The 15399-nt window shown below is 48.5% G+C and carries 16 protein-coding genes, 1 other RNA gene and 1 pseudogene; 1 reads left to right on the top strand and 17 read right to left on the bottom strand.

Annotation, left to right across the window (positions count from 1 at the left end; all coding sequences use genetic code 11):
• Positions 1 to 54: 54 nt before the first annotated feature.
• From ACFPOF_RS01130 to ACFPOF_RS01090, 9 genes and pseudogenes are all read right to left on the bottom strand, one after another.
• A complete protein-coding gene (locus ACFPOF_RS01130) occupies positions 55 to 1368 on the bottom strand; it encodes a BaiN/RdsA family NAD(P)/FAD-dependent oxidoreductase (RefSeq protein ID WP_378128778.1) in 1314 nt (437 codons plus the stop codon).
• Complete coding sequence (locus ACFPOF_RS01125; RefSeq protein WP_378128776.1) at positions 1365 to 2681, bottom strand: BaiN/RdsA family NAD(P)/FAD-dependent oxidoreductase; 1317 nt, start codon at positions 2679 to 2681, stop codon at positions 1365 to 1367. The genes ACFPOF_RS01130 and ACFPOF_RS01125 overlap by 4 nt, the downstream gene beginning before the upstream one ends.
• 205 nt (positions 2682 to 2886) lie before the next feature.
• A complete protein-coding gene (locus tag ACFPOF_RS01120; protein ID WP_378128774.1) occupies positions 2887 to 3885 on the bottom strand; it encodes a hypothetical protein in 999 nt (332 codons plus the stop codon).
• Positions 3846 to 4400 (bottom strand): RNA polymerase sigma factor, encoded by a 555-nt coding sequence (locus tag ACFPOF_RS01115; protein WP_378128772.1) that lies wholly within the window; start codon positions 4398 to 4400, stop codon positions 3846 to 3848. Before ACFPOF_RS01115 ends, ACFPOF_RS01120 begins: the two co-directional genes overlap by 40 nt.
• 186 nt (positions 4401 to 4586) lie before the next feature.
• Positions 4587 to 5549 carry a hypothetical protein gene (locus ACFPOF_RS01110; protein WP_378128770.1) on the bottom strand — a complete coding sequence of 321 codons (963 nt, stop codon included), beginning with the start codon at positions 5547 to 5549 and terminating at the stop codon, positions 4587 to 4589.
• A 165-nt stretch (positions 5550 to 5714) separates the two neighbouring features.
• Positions 5715 to 6683: a sigma-70 family RNA polymerase sigma factor gene (locus tag ACFPOF_RS01105; RefSeq protein ID WP_378128768.1), complete on the bottom strand. Its 969-nt coding sequence runs from the start codon at positions 6681 to 6683 to the stop codon at positions 5715 to 5717.
• Between the two features lie 39 nt (positions 6684 to 6722).
• A pseudogene (locus tag ACFPOF_RS01100) lies at positions 6723 to 6863 on the bottom strand (phosphorothioated DNA-binding restriction endonuclease); the annotation flags it as partial.
• Between the two features lie 336 nt (positions 6864 to 7199).
• Positions 7200 to 7430 (bottom strand): hypothetical protein, encoded by a 231-nt coding sequence (locus ACFPOF_RS01095; protein WP_378128766.1) that lies wholly within the window; start codon positions 7428 to 7430, stop codon positions 7200 to 7202.
• A 25-nt stretch (positions 7431 to 7455) separates the two neighbouring features.
• Positions 7456 to 7656, bottom strand: a complete 201-nt coding sequence (locus ACFPOF_RS01090) for a hypothetical protein (RefSeq protein ID WP_378128764.1) — start codon at positions 7654 to 7656, stop codon at positions 7456 to 7458.
• A 234-nt stretch (positions 7657 to 7890) separates the two neighbouring features.
• On the opposite strand from ACFPOF_RS01090, the gene ACFPOF_RS01085 reads away from it, so the two are divergent.
• On the top strand, positions 7891 to 8619 hold the full coding sequence (locus ACFPOF_RS01085) for a DUF4352 domain-containing protein (RefSeq protein ID WP_378128762.1): 729 nt from the start codon (positions 7891 to 7893) through the stop codon (positions 8617 to 8619).
• A gap of 165 nt (positions 8620 to 8784) precedes the next feature.
• Here ACFPOF_RS01085 and ACFPOF_RS01080 read toward each other — a convergent pair whose 3' ends face one another.
• The 8 genes from ACFPOF_RS01080 to smpB form a co-directional block, all read right to left on the bottom strand.
• Positions 8785 to 8931 carry a hypothetical protein gene (locus ACFPOF_RS01080; RefSeq protein ID WP_378128760.1) on the bottom strand — a complete coding sequence of 49 codons (147 nt, stop codon included), beginning with the start codon at positions 8929 to 8931 and terminating at the stop codon, positions 8785 to 8787.
• A gap of 97 nt (positions 8932 to 9028) precedes the next feature.
• Positions 9029 to 10006: an alpha/beta hydrolase gene (locus ACFPOF_RS01075; protein WP_378128758.1), complete on the bottom strand. Its 978-nt coding sequence runs from the start codon at positions 10004 to 10006 to the stop codon at positions 9029 to 9031.
• A 216-nt stretch (positions 10007 to 10222) separates the two neighbouring features.
• Positions 10223 to 11584 (bottom strand): sensor histidine kinase, encoded by a 1362-nt coding sequence (locus tag ACFPOF_RS01070; RefSeq protein ID WP_378128756.1) that lies wholly within the window; start codon positions 11582 to 11584, stop codon positions 10223 to 10225.
• Positions 11581 to 12255 (bottom strand): response regulator transcription factor, encoded by a 675-nt coding sequence (locus tag ACFPOF_RS01065; protein WP_378128754.1) that lies wholly within the window; start codon positions 12253 to 12255, stop codon positions 11581 to 11583. Before ACFPOF_RS01065 ends, ACFPOF_RS01070 begins: the two co-directional genes overlap by 4 nt.
• A 588-nt stretch (positions 12256 to 12843) precedes the next feature.
• Positions 12844 to 13266, bottom strand: coding sequence for a DUF3995 domain-containing protein (locus ACFPOF_RS01060; RefSeq protein WP_378128752.1), 423 nt, complete (start codon positions 13264 to 13266; stop codon positions 12844 to 12846).
• Between the two features lie 12 nt (positions 13267 to 13278).
• Positions 13279 to 13788, bottom strand: coding sequence for a TetR/AcrR family transcriptional regulator (locus ACFPOF_RS01055; RefSeq protein ID WP_378128750.1), 510 nt, complete (start codon positions 13786 to 13788; stop codon positions 13279 to 13281).
• A gap of 557 nt (positions 13789 to 14345) precedes the next feature.
• Positions 14346 to 14707: a transfer-messenger RNA gene (ssrA, locus tag ACFPOF_RS01050) on the bottom strand.
• Positions 14708 to 14868: 161 nt separating this feature from the next.
• Positions 14869 to 15351, bottom strand: a complete 483-nt coding sequence (smpB, locus tag ACFPOF_RS01045) for an SsrA-binding protein SmpB (protein WP_378128748.1) — start codon at positions 15349 to 15351, stop codon at positions 14869 to 14871.
• Positions 15352 to 15399: the final 48 nt, after the last annotated feature.

Below are 15399 nucleotides of genomic sequence, written 5' to 3'. Positions count from 1 at the left end.
AACTCTGACCTCATGCGGTCAGAGTTTTTTATGGCGGAGAGGGAGATATCCATCTCAACCGCCGTAAAGTTGTTTAGCAAGCGCCCTCGCGGCCACATGACCGGAGCTCCAGGCCCACTGGAGGTTATAGCCGCCACAATCTCCATCCACATCCATCACTTCGCCAGCTAAATAAAGCCCCGGTACAAGCTTGGATTCGAGTGTCCCTGTTGTTAACTCCTCCGTATCGATGCCGCCGGCTGTCGTCTGCGCATGCGTGAAGCCGTTCGTATCGGTCACTTTAAAGTCCCAACGCTTCAATAGTCGATAGAAATTTTGCTTCGTCTTCCACGACAAATCCTGGCAAAGCAGCTGCGGCTGATCATCGATTCCCGCCTCCTTCAGGAGAACAGGAATCAGTTTCTTATTCAAAATACCTGCAAATGCATCCGCAACAGTCCGATGTCCAAAGATCCCCCAGTGCATCTCCAGAAATTCGACGAGTTCTTCCTCTGTACGCCCCGACATCAAATCAACCGATAGGATCACCTCTTCCTCTCTCGCGAGTTGATAGGCGGCCTTTCGACTTAACTGGAGAATCGGCGGTCCAGACATGCCATAGTCAGTAAAAAGAATCTCGCCATATTCACTGCGGATGACTTCATCTCTTACGATGATACGGCCCATTCCCTCGAATTTGATGCCGGACAGTTCCTTCAAATACGGATAATCCAGCTTCAGCTGTACAATCCCCGGCACAGGGTGGATCCGCGTATGTCCCAGACGCTCGGCAAGCACATAACCAGAGCCGTCCGTCCCTGTTTTCGGAGCAGTAAGGCCCCCCGTACATAGAAAGAGGTATTCGCTGGTATACACAACCGGCTCCTCGTTCTCTGTCTGGCATTTAATCGTAAAGCGCGGATGATTCGACGAATAGACAACATCCAGCACCTTGGTTTTGAAATAAACGGGAACATTCCGATCCTCTAACGCCAGCTGAAAAATCTCCAACACCGCTGCAGCCTGCAACGACATTGGATACATCCGGCCATCTTCCAAGCTGATCAGCGGCAGTCCAAGCGTAAAGAAGAAATCGATCGCTTGACGGACACCGAATTGCTCCAGCACAGTCAGCGGAAACTCCGCTTGCGTACTGTGATATTTACGTGCGAGAGCTACTGCTTCATCTGTCCCCGTTGCAGTCGATTCGTTCGTAATGTTACAGCGCCCGTTGCCCGTCGTTAATACCTTTTTCCCAATCCGGTCGTTGCTTTCAATAATGGCGGCATCAATACCCAAGTCCCGTGCTGTAATTGCAGCTGTTAGGCCAGCTCCGCCAGCTCCGATAACGATCAGTTGGTGGTGCATAGAAGTTTGTTTCTTATTCATTTGGTCTTTGCACCCTCTGAAATTTGTTTAGCGAGCGCTGTTGCAGCCACATAGCCTGAACTCCAAGCCCATTGCAGATTATAGCCGCCAAAATCCCCGTCCACGTCCATTACCTCTCCAGCCAAATAAAGCCCTGGCACTCGCTTGGATTCCAACGTTCCTTCAACTAGCTCTGTTGTATCGATGCCACCGGCTGTTGCATGCGCATTCGTGAAGCCGTTCGTATCAGTCACCTTAAATTCCCAATGCTTCAGCAGTCGATAAAATTTTTTCTTCGTCTTCCACGACAGGTCCTGGCAAAGCAAATAAGGCTGCTCGTCGATCCCTGCCTCTTTCAGCAATACAGGAACCAGCTTCTTATGCAAGATGCCGATAAAGGAATCCACAACCGCTCGATGTCCGAAAATCCCCCAATGCGTCTCCATGAAATCGACGAGTTCCTCTTCCGTGCGGCCCGGCATCAAATCAACGGTTACAGTCACCGCATCTCTTCTTGCAAGATGATACGCAGCCTCTCGGCTGATTTGGAGAATGGCAGGCCCGGATAGGCCATATTCCGCGAAATGAATCTCACCCGCTTCACTGCGAACGACTTCCCCGTTGACATTGACATGAGCTTTGCCCTGCAGTTTGATGCCGGACAGCTGCTTCATATGCGCATATTGCACCTTCAATTGCACAATCGACGGTGTCGTTTCGATCAAGGTATGCCCCAAACGCCCGGCAAGCGTATAACCCGATCCATCGGTCCCCGCACTCGGAGCGGTAAGACCGCCGGCACATAGAAACAGGTAGTCGCTTGTGTAAACCGACTGCTCCTCTACCTCATCTATCGTCGTCTTGCATACGACCGTAAACCGTGGATGCTCCGCCTGGACAATAATATCCTCTACTTTGGTATTGAAGATCACGGGAACATTCCGATCCTCCAGCGCAAGCTGAAAAATATCCAGCACCGATGCAGCCTGCAGCGACATTGGATACATCATTCCTTCTTTCAATGTGGTGAGCGGAAGCCCGAGTCCAAAGAAGAAGTCGATGGTTTGCCGGATGCCAAATTGCTGCAGTACCGACATTGGGAATCCAGCCTGGTTGCAGTGAAACTTGCGCGATAGGTCGGCCATTTCATCTTCCGCATCTATCGCAGTAGATTCATTTGTAAGATTACAGCGGCCATCGCCTGTCATTAATATTTTTTTCCCGATCTTATCGTTTCTCTCGAGAATCGCGGCGTCGATGCCTAGATCCTTCGCAGTAACGGCAGCCGCTAATCCCGCAGCCCCCGCGCCGATAATTAACAACTCGTGATGCATGAGGTTTGTTCCTCTTTCGTAATTAGTCGATTCGCCCTTAGTCCAACATGATAATACAAGTATAACCATCTCGTGGGATTAAGCCAACTGTGGAAGGTAGGGGGAACGTTGGCGCCGGTAATCTGAAATAAAAAGGCGACTACCCCTCCAATAAATGGGGATAGCCGCCTCTTTGTTCACCGTATACAAAACACCGCCGTTGCGCTTAACCGACTATCATTCCCTCAACAATTTGCAAAAACCGTTCTTCCGTCAATTGTCCTCTGCCCGTTGCCGATACGGTAATGAGCTGACCAAGCTTCTCATCTTGCCACACCGCTTGAAAGTCGTCATATTCGACGGACTGCCGTTCGCTGCCTAATACGATGTTCGATCCCTGGCTGAAGACGACCTCGACATTCCCGAATTCGACTTTGCGCTGGTTGTACGTCGACGGCCATTCTACTTCCATCCTTACGGCTTTGACGGCCCGAATGGTAAGTGTCGTATCCAGGTTCGCGTAGACGAGCTCCGAATGCAACGCTCCCGACCAATGGACCGGCTCGACGAGCAGATCCCGACTCGGCTTCTCGGCCGCTTGACGCTCGAACAGCTCCTGCAGCCGGGCGTATTCGGCAGAGGTGCGCTCGTCCTTGGGGCTGGGCAGAACGGGGACCACTCGGCCATAGACTAGCCTGAAGTCTTTGGGCACATCCGTCGGCTCCGGGATGAACGGCGCCGAAACCTTCTCCGCCATCTCCGCAAAGGCTGCATACGTGTCGCTATCCGTATTGAATCGGAAATCGATCTTCGGCTTCGTTGTGCCGTTATGAATAGAGTAAGCAAGCACTTGTCCAGGCTTGAGCATGGTCATAACCCGTTCTTCGTATTTGTGCATCGGATCCTCCACGTACACATACGGCTTCGGTGTCGACGGTTCGCGATCGCCGATGGCGGATTGAATGGTCACTTGTCCGGAGCTGTTGCGGATTTCGATCATTGCGCTGGCCGCGTACGCCGAAGCGGAGGCTAGCAACACGACGATCAGTACGGCGGCCGGGAAGGATATCCGAGCACGATGACGGCGCAGCCGGCTTCTCTCTGGTTGCCCGGCCGTGACGCGAGCCATCACTCGCTCCGTGATGTCTACCTTTGCGAGCCTTTCATTCGGTACGGCATGATGCTTCAAATATTCCCATTGACCGGCTGATTGTTCCCGTTCCACGGCTCTTCCTCCCGCCAATCTCGTATTAAGCTGCGTGCTTTTTCCTTCATTCGGCTGACTCTCTTCTTCAATGCATCCGGCTTTTGCCCCGTAATTTCACTTATTTCCGCATACGTTCGCTCCTCGAAAATATGCAAGATAAGCAGCGAGCGGTCTTCCGGCGACAAAGCGGCGAGTGCGGCCGTCAAGGCCGGGCTGAACAGCCGGTTGTCGAGCGATTGCTCCGGGCTTTCCGCCGCAGCGTCGGTTCTCAGCAGTCGAGGCAGCAGCTGCAGCTGGTATTTGCGTTTGCGGAGCAGATTGAGGCAGTGGCGATACGCGATCGTGTACAGCCACGATGAAAAGCTGATCATACGCCGATAGTGCCGGATTGACTCGAAAGCTTTGATGAAGATATCCTGTGCCGCATCTTCCGCATCCTGCGCGTTGACCAGAAGCCGCAAGCAATAGCGGTAAATCGGTTGCTGGTACGCCCGTATGACATTGACATACTCATCCGTCTCGCCTTCTTGCACTCGCCTGACGGATCGTTCAATCGTCTCGTCTTCCGAGGGGCTCTCCTCCCTTCGTTAGATAGAACTGCTTACTTTCTACAACACACGAGGGCGATCAAAGGTGACAGAGTCTTCGACTCAGAAGTGCCGGACACGCAAATTGACGGCCATCCGACATGAATTCAGGAGCCGAATATCCATCTTGCCCTAGTCGATATTCGCAACTTTCCATTCGCCGTCTTTGTTTTTTCTCACCGTGAATGCATAACTGGAATTAAATAAGAAGCTCTCTTCGCTAAGCCTCTTATAGACAACGTTGACATTGTATCTTTTCTCGTCCAGCGCCGTGATCGATTCCAGCTCTTCGAACCGGTACAGATTTCCGTCGTCGATCAAAAAACTTAACGCATCCGCTATAGCTTGTGATTCCAGTGTTTTCGCGAATGATTTCGCGTCCCTGGCAATGATCGCGTCCATGCTCGCCATAGCGCATTGCAGCACCGCTTTCTGGGTTTCGTCCAGCGACGATTCGTCATAAGTCAAGAACACGCCGGCTTTGAAGTCCTCGTTCGAATGCGTTTCCCTAAGCGACGTAATCATGGCCAGAAACAGCTTAAGTGCCTCCGCCTTCTCCTCAATCGTATATGCAAAGCGGATGATCAATTCATGCGATTCACCATGGAACGAGAAATAGTCGTATTCCATCTTCGGGTCGCTCCGGTCCGTTCCCACGTATTCCTTATACGTTGCCAGATCGGGTTCGGTTTGCTGAAACTCCGGTTGGATCAAGCTGCCGTCCATAATAGCGAAAGAGTTTCTCGGCTCTCCGTAGCCCCACTCCACCCCTTCGGAAAATTCTCGTTGATCCATGAATTCCGGTACGTAAACCCCGTACGGCAACGAAGTGTGTTTGCGGAAAACGGCGTTCTCCAACTTGTCATTGAACGTATACGACTGAATGATCGAGCCGCCCGATTTCACTTCGACGAACAATGAGGTTTGCGGGCTTCCCGAGGGATCGGTACTTGCCGTATCGCTTGGCGCTGCCGGATCCGCGGTACTCGTCGGACTTGCTGATGGCGAGTCAACGTCGTTCGATTTGGACGACGAGCATGCGGATAAGACAAGTGCGGTGATTATGATGATTAAGAAGCTTCTAAACCTTTTCATAGGAACGTTTCATCTCCCTCATATTTGTCTGTAGTTAATTAGACGATATGAATTGGAGGATGTTTCCACAAAAAGCAATTGGCACATCTAAACTATCCTGCTCGATAGTTGAGCAAATAAAAACGGCTGCCGTGGCAACCGTTAGACGTCGTCCATTTGCTATACTCATCGGTCTAATTGTTCAGGAAGCCCAAATCGCGTGAATAACTTGGTGTTGATGAAATTTTGGATGTGAAAAATCTTCTTGTCCTTCATCACAATGACGTGAATTCCCCAGGGGACCAAGCAGGTTTTGTCATGACTCGGCATATATTGCGCAAAAGCCGGGTAACCGCCATTCACCTGAATAGGCAAAAACCGGGATCCGGCACAATGCCAGCGTGTAAGCGAAAAAAATTGGAACAAATCGTCCTTGCCTTGCACCCACATAGGAAAAGGCGGCATAGACATATGGCCTTCTTCATGAAACAAGGCTACAAGTGCATGGATATCAAATCGTTCAAAAGCTTCCACATACCGTGATAGCAGATCATGATCAGGCTGGACCTCCATTAAGGTGTATTCTTCAGAACGGAGTTTCGCCCGATCCATCGTTTCTCTGGCTCTTTGCAAGGCGCTGTTAACTGCAGCCGGCGTCATTCCTAACGATTCTGCAATCTGTTTGGAGGACCACTCAAATACGTCTTTCAAAAGAAGAACGGCACGTTGGCGTGGAGGCAAAATTTGCAAGAGTGTAATCAGACAGAGTTGAAGGGTATCTTTGCGAATGAGTATTTCTTCCGGATTTTCCGAGAATGCGGGGGCAGGCCAGATCCAGGATGAGTCCGGGAGCGTTTCACTGGGTGCGATAATGGATGCCGCGGGAGAGGAAAAGTCGACGGGGCGAGTTCTCCGTTTAGCTTGTCTTAGCTTATCCAAGCATATATTTGAAGCAATCCGATAAACCCATGTTTTAGATGAGGATTCTTGTCGGAATGAGTCCCAACTATGCCAAACGCGAATAAAGGTTTCCTGAACGGCATCGTCTGCGTCATCGATCGATCCTAGCATTCTATAACAGAACGACGTTAACTCCGGTTTCAAGCTGTAAATTAACTGAAGTTCTGGTGCATGCTGCAGTGCAGTTTCGTTCATTTGGGCCCCCTACTGAGGTGTGATGGGTGATGAGAAAAGCTATCCACGAGAAGTATTATATCTGGCAGGCCCTCTAAAAACTTCGGACGTGCCATTCGACAAACGTCTCCTTCGGCTGATATACCTACGAATTGGAGCGCGGATTCGCTTGCCGTGAAACCGCATCAACCACTCCTCATATGATCTACCCCTGGCCTAATCTGCTAGCGCAATATGCATGCCAATATCTCCATATTCGACAGGCAACAGGAAATAACCTCCATTATTCCCGCTTTGCCACACTCAGAGAGACTAAAGACACTTTTATCATAAAGAAGCGCTTCTGCATTTACCCCGCAGAAGCACTTCTTTATGATTCGAACAATCAATTTTTATACCTGCCTAATGCTTGCATCGCCCAATCCGGAGGTCCCTCAATGCAATGTAGGAGCCGATCCGAGACGATCTCGGCAATAATTGTTGGTGCATCAGTATTATCGATAATAACGACTTCATTAGCTATCCCCAGAGCCGGGCTCAAGTTTTGAAGAGATTGACCATATCTCCAACGAATGTCCTTCCTTGCTCGACTCTGGATGCGACCCGGTCGATGTGCATCTGCACATCCTCAAGTCCGATATAGTAGAGAACAATCCGATAACCTTGTTCCTTAGCTATATGCATATGACGAAGAGCAAAACTGCCTGACAACGTCGTCTCGGTTGCAAAGTTACTCTTAGCAGCAATGAGAGCGCGAATTCGTTTCACCGCTTCTCGTCCCGCAGCTACTGGATTACTGCTCATGCAGAACCCGTTCGACCCGCTTACCCGATTCATCAATCAATATTTCAAACTTCTGTCCGTCCGCCGACTCGCGGATTCTCTTCTCTTCCCGAATATAATAAATGGACGCCCCCGCTTGCTTGGCTTCCTTCCTGGCTTGTTCCGCAGCTTTATCCAAAATAGCTTGCAACTCTTCCCCCTTGAGAAGCATAAGGGACACTCTCCTTTTAGCCCGAATTTTCTTACCGTTCCTTACTTCTTCATTTTACGCAAAAATTCATTTCGGCCGCCATCAAATGTCCTCCTTCGGAATGGGCCGAACTTAAACTTTTGAAGACCCGTTATACGACTTACCGTGTTTCCACTTATCGCCAAATTCCGAACTTTAATGTAAAATGATGACGACAAAGGTAAACAATCCTATAAAAACAAAAAAGGAGCTACTATGAAGAAAAAACTTTTGATCGCTTCAACTGTTATGGCGCTTGTTGTCGCTTCATTTTCATTGGGTGCCTATGCAGCAGTAAAGTATTCCCTTGTCATTAACGGAAAGTCAGTAAAGGCAGATATTAAGGTGATCAACGGGACCCCTTACATACCTATAACAGCGCTGTCTGGAAACTTAAAAGGAGTTACAACAAAAGTAGACTCTAAAACCGGAATTATTAAGATTGATGAGCCGAAGCCTGCGACAACTCCACCCCCAGCATCTCCAGGGCTTTCGAGAAGCAATCCTGCATCGGTGGGATCGACTGTAACATTCGGCAAGAAAGATTATTCTGACGACTACCAAGTGACTCTAAAAGTCGAAGCGGTTATTCGGGGTGCAGAAGCATGGAAGCTTATTCAAGAAGCAAACCAGTTTAACGACGAACCGGAAGCTGGATATGAATATGTACTCGCAAAAATTAATGCTGGAGTGAGTAAAAACGCTAAAGGAGACTCGCAGGTTCTCATTTCAAAGTACGATTTCACACTTGTCTCCTCAAGCGGAAAAGATTATGTTAGACGCGCAACTGTTCTTCCAGATCCAGAACTCGACGCAAAACTTTATGTCGGAGCTTCAGATAGTGGTTGGGTCTCGTTCCAGGTTAAAACAGACGATGCCAACCCGCTTATCGCGTTTGGCAGGAGCTATGATGGCAAAGGCGGCGCGTGGTTCAAAATTAACTAAACAGAATCCCGCCCGGCTTAAAGGCTGAGCGGGATTATTTTATTATGATCCGAGAGCCGAAGTCCAGGCATTGGCTGGCCGTAATTCTATAACTTTGACTACTTGAAACGCCTTAAGATAAAGCAACGGGAAGCCCTCTTCTCAATCAAGAAGGCTTCCCGTTGTTTAGTATAGACGTTCCACGACGATTCCGTTAACCAAGGCTTCGTCGACCTGCCCTAGAAAATCGACGTTCAGTTGCCCGTCGCTAACAGGAATCTCGAACTGATAGGTTCTTCCTTTGTCTTTGCCCCCCGTTGTCCTCGACCACATGACTTAATAAACGTCGAGTCCGGTCAAGTAGGATTCAACGCCAAGCCGCCAAAGTAAATCGGGACATTTGTGAATCATTCGACTCTTGAATCTTGCCTTATTCTACTTCTTCCATAAACATTCTTAAGTTTTCAACGATTTCTTTTGACCGTGTATGGTGTAAATAATGTCCTCCTTCAAATATCATCACTTTTCCATGTACAGACTGTTTGGCTTGTTCTTCATGCAGTGGTATCCATCCTTCAGTATCTGTATTATTCGCTTGGATAAAGAAAATAAGCGGCAGATTTTTGGGGAATGTTAAATTTCTAGCGGCTACAAAATTAGGATAAATATTTTCCATTTCATTCATGACGCTGGAATTAAACAAGTTTTTGAGAGAGATCATTCTCAATTGTTCTTTTGTTTCATCATTAAACGGGAGACCAGCATAGGGGTCTGCACTTAGTTTCATGACCAATCTGCTTAAACCTGATTTTTTGAGCAGTTTATAAGTTCCTATCGGGAATTCAGCATCCATACCGCCTTGAGTTGGTACGCTGCTATCGATCCCGACAAAAGCACTCACTTCGTTTTCATATTTATTCACGTAATCCAGTCCGTAAATGCCTGCAATGGAGTGACCCATTAGAATATAGCGATCAATTTTAAGACTTTGCAAAGCTTCATGGACTTCACTCACGATATTCGCCGTGCTTCGTTCCTTGTCGGTTCTATCGCTTAATCCATAACCAAAAGGCTCAACCACGACGACTTTGTAAAATGGGGCTAGCTCTTCTATTAGCGGCTTAAAATCAAGGGCGGGCGCAGCTGTTCCATAACCGGGCAGCAACACGACCGTTTTTTCGCCTTCTCCTTGAATCAGAACATTCATCTTTTTCCCGTCTACAGGTACCAATTGACCATAGTGTTCTATTTTTCCCTCTTCCGATTTGCTGCTGACAATATTAACGATATAAACAATGGCTAGAAAAAGTACGATTAGTAACATTATTGCTACTATTATTTTAAGTAGAATTTTTAATATTTTACTTGTTCTCGTACCCGTCCTTATTTTCGTCTCTTTTTGCTCCACTTGTATCTTCTCCCGTCTTCGTTGGTTTATTCCGGCTGTCATAACAAAGCCGCTAAGGAAAGCATATCAACTGAAGATGTACTCCCTATGACGACAATATGAACGGAATATGAACAACCAAAAAAATGCTGGGACGTTACATGCAAGGAAGCTTGCACATGAGCCACAGCATAGAGGAAGTGGTGTAGACAATCCGACCTATTCCATATATCACTCCTAACTATCTGTCGGAGTTGTGATTGGCAAGGTGACAATGATGGTCGTTCCTCGGCCAGGTTCGCTTTCCACTCGGATGTCTCCTTGATGAAGCGATACGATCTGTTTAACGATGGCGAGCCCCATACCACTGCCGTCATACTTGCGACTGTGGGAACGATCCGCCTTAAAAAAACGCTCGAATATACGCTTCTGATCCTCGAGCGAAATCCCAATGCCCGTGTCGGATATTCGGACGGTTACGCTCTTGATCTCTTGTTTCATGCTGACGCTAATAACGCCGCCATCCTTGGAAAATTTGATGCTATTGCCGAGTATATTGGTCCATACCTGGTTTAACAGGTCATGATCAGCCGTTAGGGTAAGCGTCGGCAACTCGAGCTCGAACCGAATGTTGCGAGCCGACCATTGAGGCTGGATCGCGACGATGACCCTTCTTATCTGTTCATCAAGTTTGTACGTGACCAGCCGCATCTGCTGCGACTGCGATTCAAGCAAACTCAGCTTCAGCAGGCTATCGCTCATCTTGGACATCCGCTCTGCTTCGGCGATGATAATATCGAGATAGCGGCTTCGCTCGTTATCTGCGATGTTTACTTGCTTGAGCGCTAAAGCATAACCGGATATCGAGGTAAGCGGCGACTGAACTTCATGCGACACGTTGGCAACGAAGTCCCGCCGCATCTGTTCAAGCTGCTGCAGACCGTGCATCATTTCCTCGAAGCTGCGGGCTAACGTTCCAAGCTCGCTCTTTTGTTTAATATTCAGCTTGACGTTGAAGTCCCCGGCTGCAATCCGCTTTGTCGCTTTGGTTAGCTTCTTGAGCGGTCTTACCAGGAATATAGCGGCAATCAGAATGATTAAACTTCCTGCTAACAACGAATACGCCACAAAGTTCAATAACAATGTAATGATAAAAGAAGAGGAAGGGACAAGCGGCACCACAAACATCGCTTTCGTTCCTTTTTCCGTTTGCAGCGGCAAACCTAGGAGATTAGGTTCAGTTGTAGTCTTATCGACTTCAACAACTTCTCCATCGAGTACTCTCTTTATTTGTTCCGCAGTCACAGTGGAGCGTTCGTTAAGATCCCCGTAAGACTGGAACTGGCCCGTTTCATCATAAATTCGAATATGATAAGAATTGAGCTGCTTCATTCCGCTCACGAACGAGTCCGCTTCCTGCAGTGGCAATGTTTCGTAAATGCGGACGATGTCCTGGCCGAAACCACGTAAAGTGACTTTTGAGCTTTCGTTCAGTTGGTCTTTAAATATCCAAGTTGCCATCAATAAAGCAATGGCTGTACCCCCGATGACGGAGACTAGAAATGTCAGGACTACGCGCGTGTATAAAGATCCGATCATTCGTAGACCTCAAGCCGATAGCCAAGCCCGCGCACCGTTTCGATGCGAAATTCGGGCGTGGCCGCGAACCGTTCGCGCAGACGTTTAATATGTACGTCTATCGTTCGATCGTCTCCCGCGTAATCGATCCCCCAAATTTGATCGATCAACTGCTCGCGCGTATAAATTCGTCCGGGCGTTCCGGCGAGCTTATAGAGGAGTTCGAACTCCTTAGGCGGCAGCATGAGCGATTCCGTCCCTCTCGTCACCTTATAGGTCTGCCGATCAAGGATAACGTTGCCGAATCGAATGACCTGCGTCGAATCGATCCGGTATCGTTTCAGTAAGGCCCTAACCCGAACCGTCAGCTCCATTGGATCGAACGGCTTCGTCAAATAATCGTCCGTCCCGAGTTGGAACCCTTTCACTTTCTCCCATGTTTCGCCTCTCGCGGTCAGCATAAGTAACGGAAGATCGGGATTGGCCCTTCGGAGCTCCTTACATAACGTCCATCCATCCATAATCGGCATCATAATATCGAGCACGACAAGATCGACGGGCGTCGAGTGATAGACGTTCAGAGCTTCCTTGCCGTCCGCGGCTTCGACGGTTTCTAATCCGTCGTTGCGTAGAAATAAACAGACGAGTTCACGAATGTTCGCATCGTCGTCAGCAACCAGAATCTTAGGCATCCGTTTCCTCTTCCCCTGTTTTCCAACCCATTTAGTAGTAACATTATACTATAATTTAGATTTGAGCCGTAGAATAACGTGGATAGACCGCTCGTGAATTACATTCCTAGGCAGTCGATCACCGTTAGTTTACATTCATTTCGTTGTTCTATACGGCGTAGTAAGAGAAGTTGTATCCAACAGTTCAAGTCATCAACAGAAACTCCCGTTGTCACTACGCTGGATCCGTAAGAAAAACCGTCAAGGTAGATTCTCCGCCAACTGCCCCATCCAGATAGCCGCACCACTTCTCTTTGCGAGGACCGTGCTCAGAATGCTCTGACAGTCCCCCACGAGATCGAACCCCCTTTTCCTTTTTAGGAATCGGGGTCTAACAACTCCCCTCGCTTCACAGCTCCCCAAACGAAACGCGACTTACTTCGTGTCGGTTTCTTGGGGAGTTGTTTGTATGGTAGCGTCTTAAGGGGAGTATCCAATTCCTGTTTGAATGGCTGACGAGGACGAGGGGAGAGTCGAACCCCTGTCCGAAGACAACGCCACATGTGCTTCTACGGGTGCAGCGACAGATTTGATGTCACTGCCCTCTCATCAATTATTGGTAAGGAAAATCAAACATCCTCCGATTAACAGGCACAATGGGGAATAGAGCATGGTATCCCTTTGTGCAAATAAAGTACCTTTATGTTTCTTAAAAAAACCAACCCAGCGAAAATCGCCGATTGTTCGGATAATAAACACGAAAGCTAAAACCCATCCTCCATACATCAATAACCAATCGGGGAATAATGTACGTTCAACCGCTTCACCAAGCTCTAGTACAAACCAACCTGCTAAAGCCAATGCTCCCGCTACAATGCCTGTTCCAACATTAGATGGATAAAATACCAATTCAGATCCCCTGCTCGGAATCGCAGAGAAAACACCTAACTTCCCTCCTGCCATCCAATAAAAATGTATTCCGCTCAGCAGAAATAGAACGCTCGCCTCAGTCCATGTAATCATACCCACCATCATACTCCCCCTTTAAATTCCGAGCAGTTGTTGCCGCAGCATACTAACATGTCGATTTAGCTCCTCTTGTTCAACCTGAACATGCTTATTTCGTTCGTACCATCCTAAATAATAATGATATAAGAGTTGTGACTTCTGCTCAGCAACAACTGAATCCATACCTGCCTCTACGAAGAGCTCCTTAGCATAATCCAATCTAGTTTGCTCTATATTTTCGAGAAGCCCCTGAAAAGATTGTTGTGCCTTTCCTAACTTCCTTAAGTAGAATAAAAAATCACCCTTTCTCGTCGCAGAAAACATCTGATCCAGCATATTTATTATTTTATCCTCTGTCTTTTCAGGAACGGATGAGTTACAGATCACAAGCTGTGTCGATAATTCACTCCATTGATTAACTACTCGCGAGATAAACTCTTTGCGATTTTTGAAGTACCAATAGAAGCTGCTCTTGCTGCAACCTAACTCTGATGACATTTTTTCAATGACTAAGCCATTTACTCCGCTTTGTGCAAATTGCCTCATCCCTATTTCAATCCATTGAAGTTCCGTGACAATAACTTTTGGAATCCTACTCGCCTCCTCATCTGTACGATATCGTCTAGAAAGAGGATACTTTGATTTATGGAATACTGCAACATCTGTACGATGACATTCATAAAATCGTCTCCAATTAAGTTCCAGATTACACTTGCTGACAGAGAAGACTCGACGATGACAACCTTAGCGGTAGAATTGAATTGCGTGCTCAGACTGCTCCACACTCTTCCGTGCGATCGAACCCCAATGTCCTCCTGTGAAATCGAGACAACCCCCGTTAAGGCTCCCCAAACAAAACCGACTACTGCGTGGCGGTTTCTTGGGTCACTTTTCTTTATTCGCCGCGGGGGTATCCCATTCATGATTAAAGTTGCTGACGAAGTTTACTCGAGGATGACGTTCTTAGCGGTAGAATGAGATGCCGTGCTCGGTCTGCCTTGCAGACCTGCGCGCGATCGAACCCCATTGTCCTCCTTCGGACCGGGGCGACTCCCCGATTTTCTCCACAAAAAAACTCTGACCTCGTGCGGTCAGAGTTTTTATGGTGGAGCCGAGGGGAGTCGAACCCCTGTCCGAAGGCAACGCCACATGTGCTTCTACGGGTGTAGTGACAGATTTGATGTCACCCTAGAGACTCCCTGTCACCGGATTCTCTTCGGGTCAGCCTGATTGTCTTCTTCCGCTAGCCCCAGGCGGAGACTAGACAGCGTATCCCACTAGAGTTGGCCCCTATCCCGCCACATGGGCGATGGAGAGTAGAAGCTTAACAGTCAGTTTCTTAGGCTGCTGCTAAAGTTGGTTGTTGTTTGCCGTTTAAATGGCTTTCCGCGTTGTTGAAGCAGCCGCAGCCCTACTACCCGCTACCCACGCTCGTTCTACCCCCGTCGAATCCAAAAACGGCCCCTAAAGGTGGTCATCCGTCCAATCTCTGAGCGGAAACCAGGAATCTCTTCCTCATCGGAAGAGGAGAACAAACGCTGAATGACTTTCGTCTTACTTGTTTATTATATCACGTACGCCCTGCATGATGCGAAAATAATGCTGCCAACGTTACCAACAGCTGACTTACTTGTACACCTTCTGTTTCTCGCGGAGAATACGCTGGATGTCGCGCTGAGAGTCGCGTTTGGCATCGGATTCGCGCTTATCGTATTGCTTTTTCCCTTTGCCAAGGCCGATCAGGCATTTCGCGTAGCCGTTCTTGATGTACACGCGAAGAGGAACTAGCGTATATCCGTCCCGTTTGACAGCAGCGAGCATCTTCGTAATCTGTTGCTTGTGCAGCAACAGCTTGCGAGCGCGAGTCGGGTCGTCTGGGTTGAAACGGTTGCCTTGCTCGAACGGAGCGATGTGCATGTTGTGCAGGAACATCTCGCCGTTACGGATCGTGGCGAACGCGTCGCCGAGGTTGGCGCGTCCGGTGCGAAGAGACTTGATCTCTGTGCCCGTAAGCACCATGCCGGCTTCGGTGGCTTCTTCGATGAAGTAGTCATGGGACGCCTTCTTATTCTGAGCCAGCGGCTTATCGAATTGATCTTTCTTGCCCATTTTCCTTCACCTGCCTTCTCGCCTCATCTTCACTTGCCCTACGCGCGT

The organism is Cohnella soli, from assembly GCF_042655525.1.
In the GTDB taxonomy this organism is placed as follows: domain Bacteria; phylum Bacillota; class Bacilli; order Paenibacillales; family Paenibacillaceae; genus Cohnella; species Cohnella soli.
The sequence above is the reverse complement of the archived record's forward strand: the minus strand, read 5'-3'. Positions and strand labels throughout refer to the sequence as shown.

Coding starts and splice junctions, on each gene's coding strand:
- ACFPOF_RS01085 (WP_378128762.1), top strand. CDS start 7,891: ATGAAGAAAAAACTTTTGATCGCTTCAACTGTTATGGCGCTTGTTGTC.
- ACFPOF_RS01125 (WP_378128776.1), bottom strand. CDS start 2,681: ATGCATCACGAGTTGTTAATTATCGGCGCGGGGGCTGCGGGATTAGCG.
- ACFPOF_RS01060 (WP_378128752.1), bottom strand. CDS start 13,266: ATGGTGGGTATGATTACATGGACTGAGGCGAGCGTTCTATTTCTGCTG.
- ACFPOF_RS01055 (WP_378128750.1), bottom strand. CDS start 13,788: ATGAGGCAATTTGCACAAAGCGGAGTAAATGGCTTAGTCATTGAAAAA.
- ACFPOF_RS01065 (WP_378128754.1), bottom strand. CDS start 12,255: ATGCCTAAGATTCTGGTTGCTGACGACGATGCGAACATTCGTGAACTC.
- ACFPOF_RS01080 (WP_378128760.1), bottom strand. CDS start 8,931: ATGTGGTCGAGGACAACGGGGGGCAAAGACAAAGGAAGAACCTATCAG.
- ACFPOF_RS01070 (WP_378128756.1), bottom strand. CDS start 11,584: ATGATCGGATCTTTATACACGCGCGTAGTCCTGACATTTCTAGTCTCC.
- ACFPOF_RS01090 (WP_378128764.1), bottom strand. CDS start 7,656: ATGCTTCTCAAGGGGGAAGAGTTGCAAGCTATTTTGGATAAAGCTGCG.
- ACFPOF_RS01105 (WP_378128768.1), bottom strand. CDS start 6,683: ATGAACGAAACTGCACTGCAGCATGCACCAGAACTTCAGTTAATTTAC.
- ACFPOF_RS01130 (WP_378128778.1), bottom strand. CDS start 1,368: ATGAATAAGAAACAAACTTCTATGCACCACCAACTGATCGTTATCGGA.
- ACFPOF_RS01110 (WP_378128770.1), bottom strand. CDS start 5,549: ATGAAAAGGTTTAGAAGCTTCTTAATCATCATAATCACCGCACTTGTC.
- smpB (WP_378128748.1), bottom strand. CDS start 15,351: ATGGGCAAGAAAGATCAATTCGATAAGCCGCTGGCTCAGAATAAGAAG.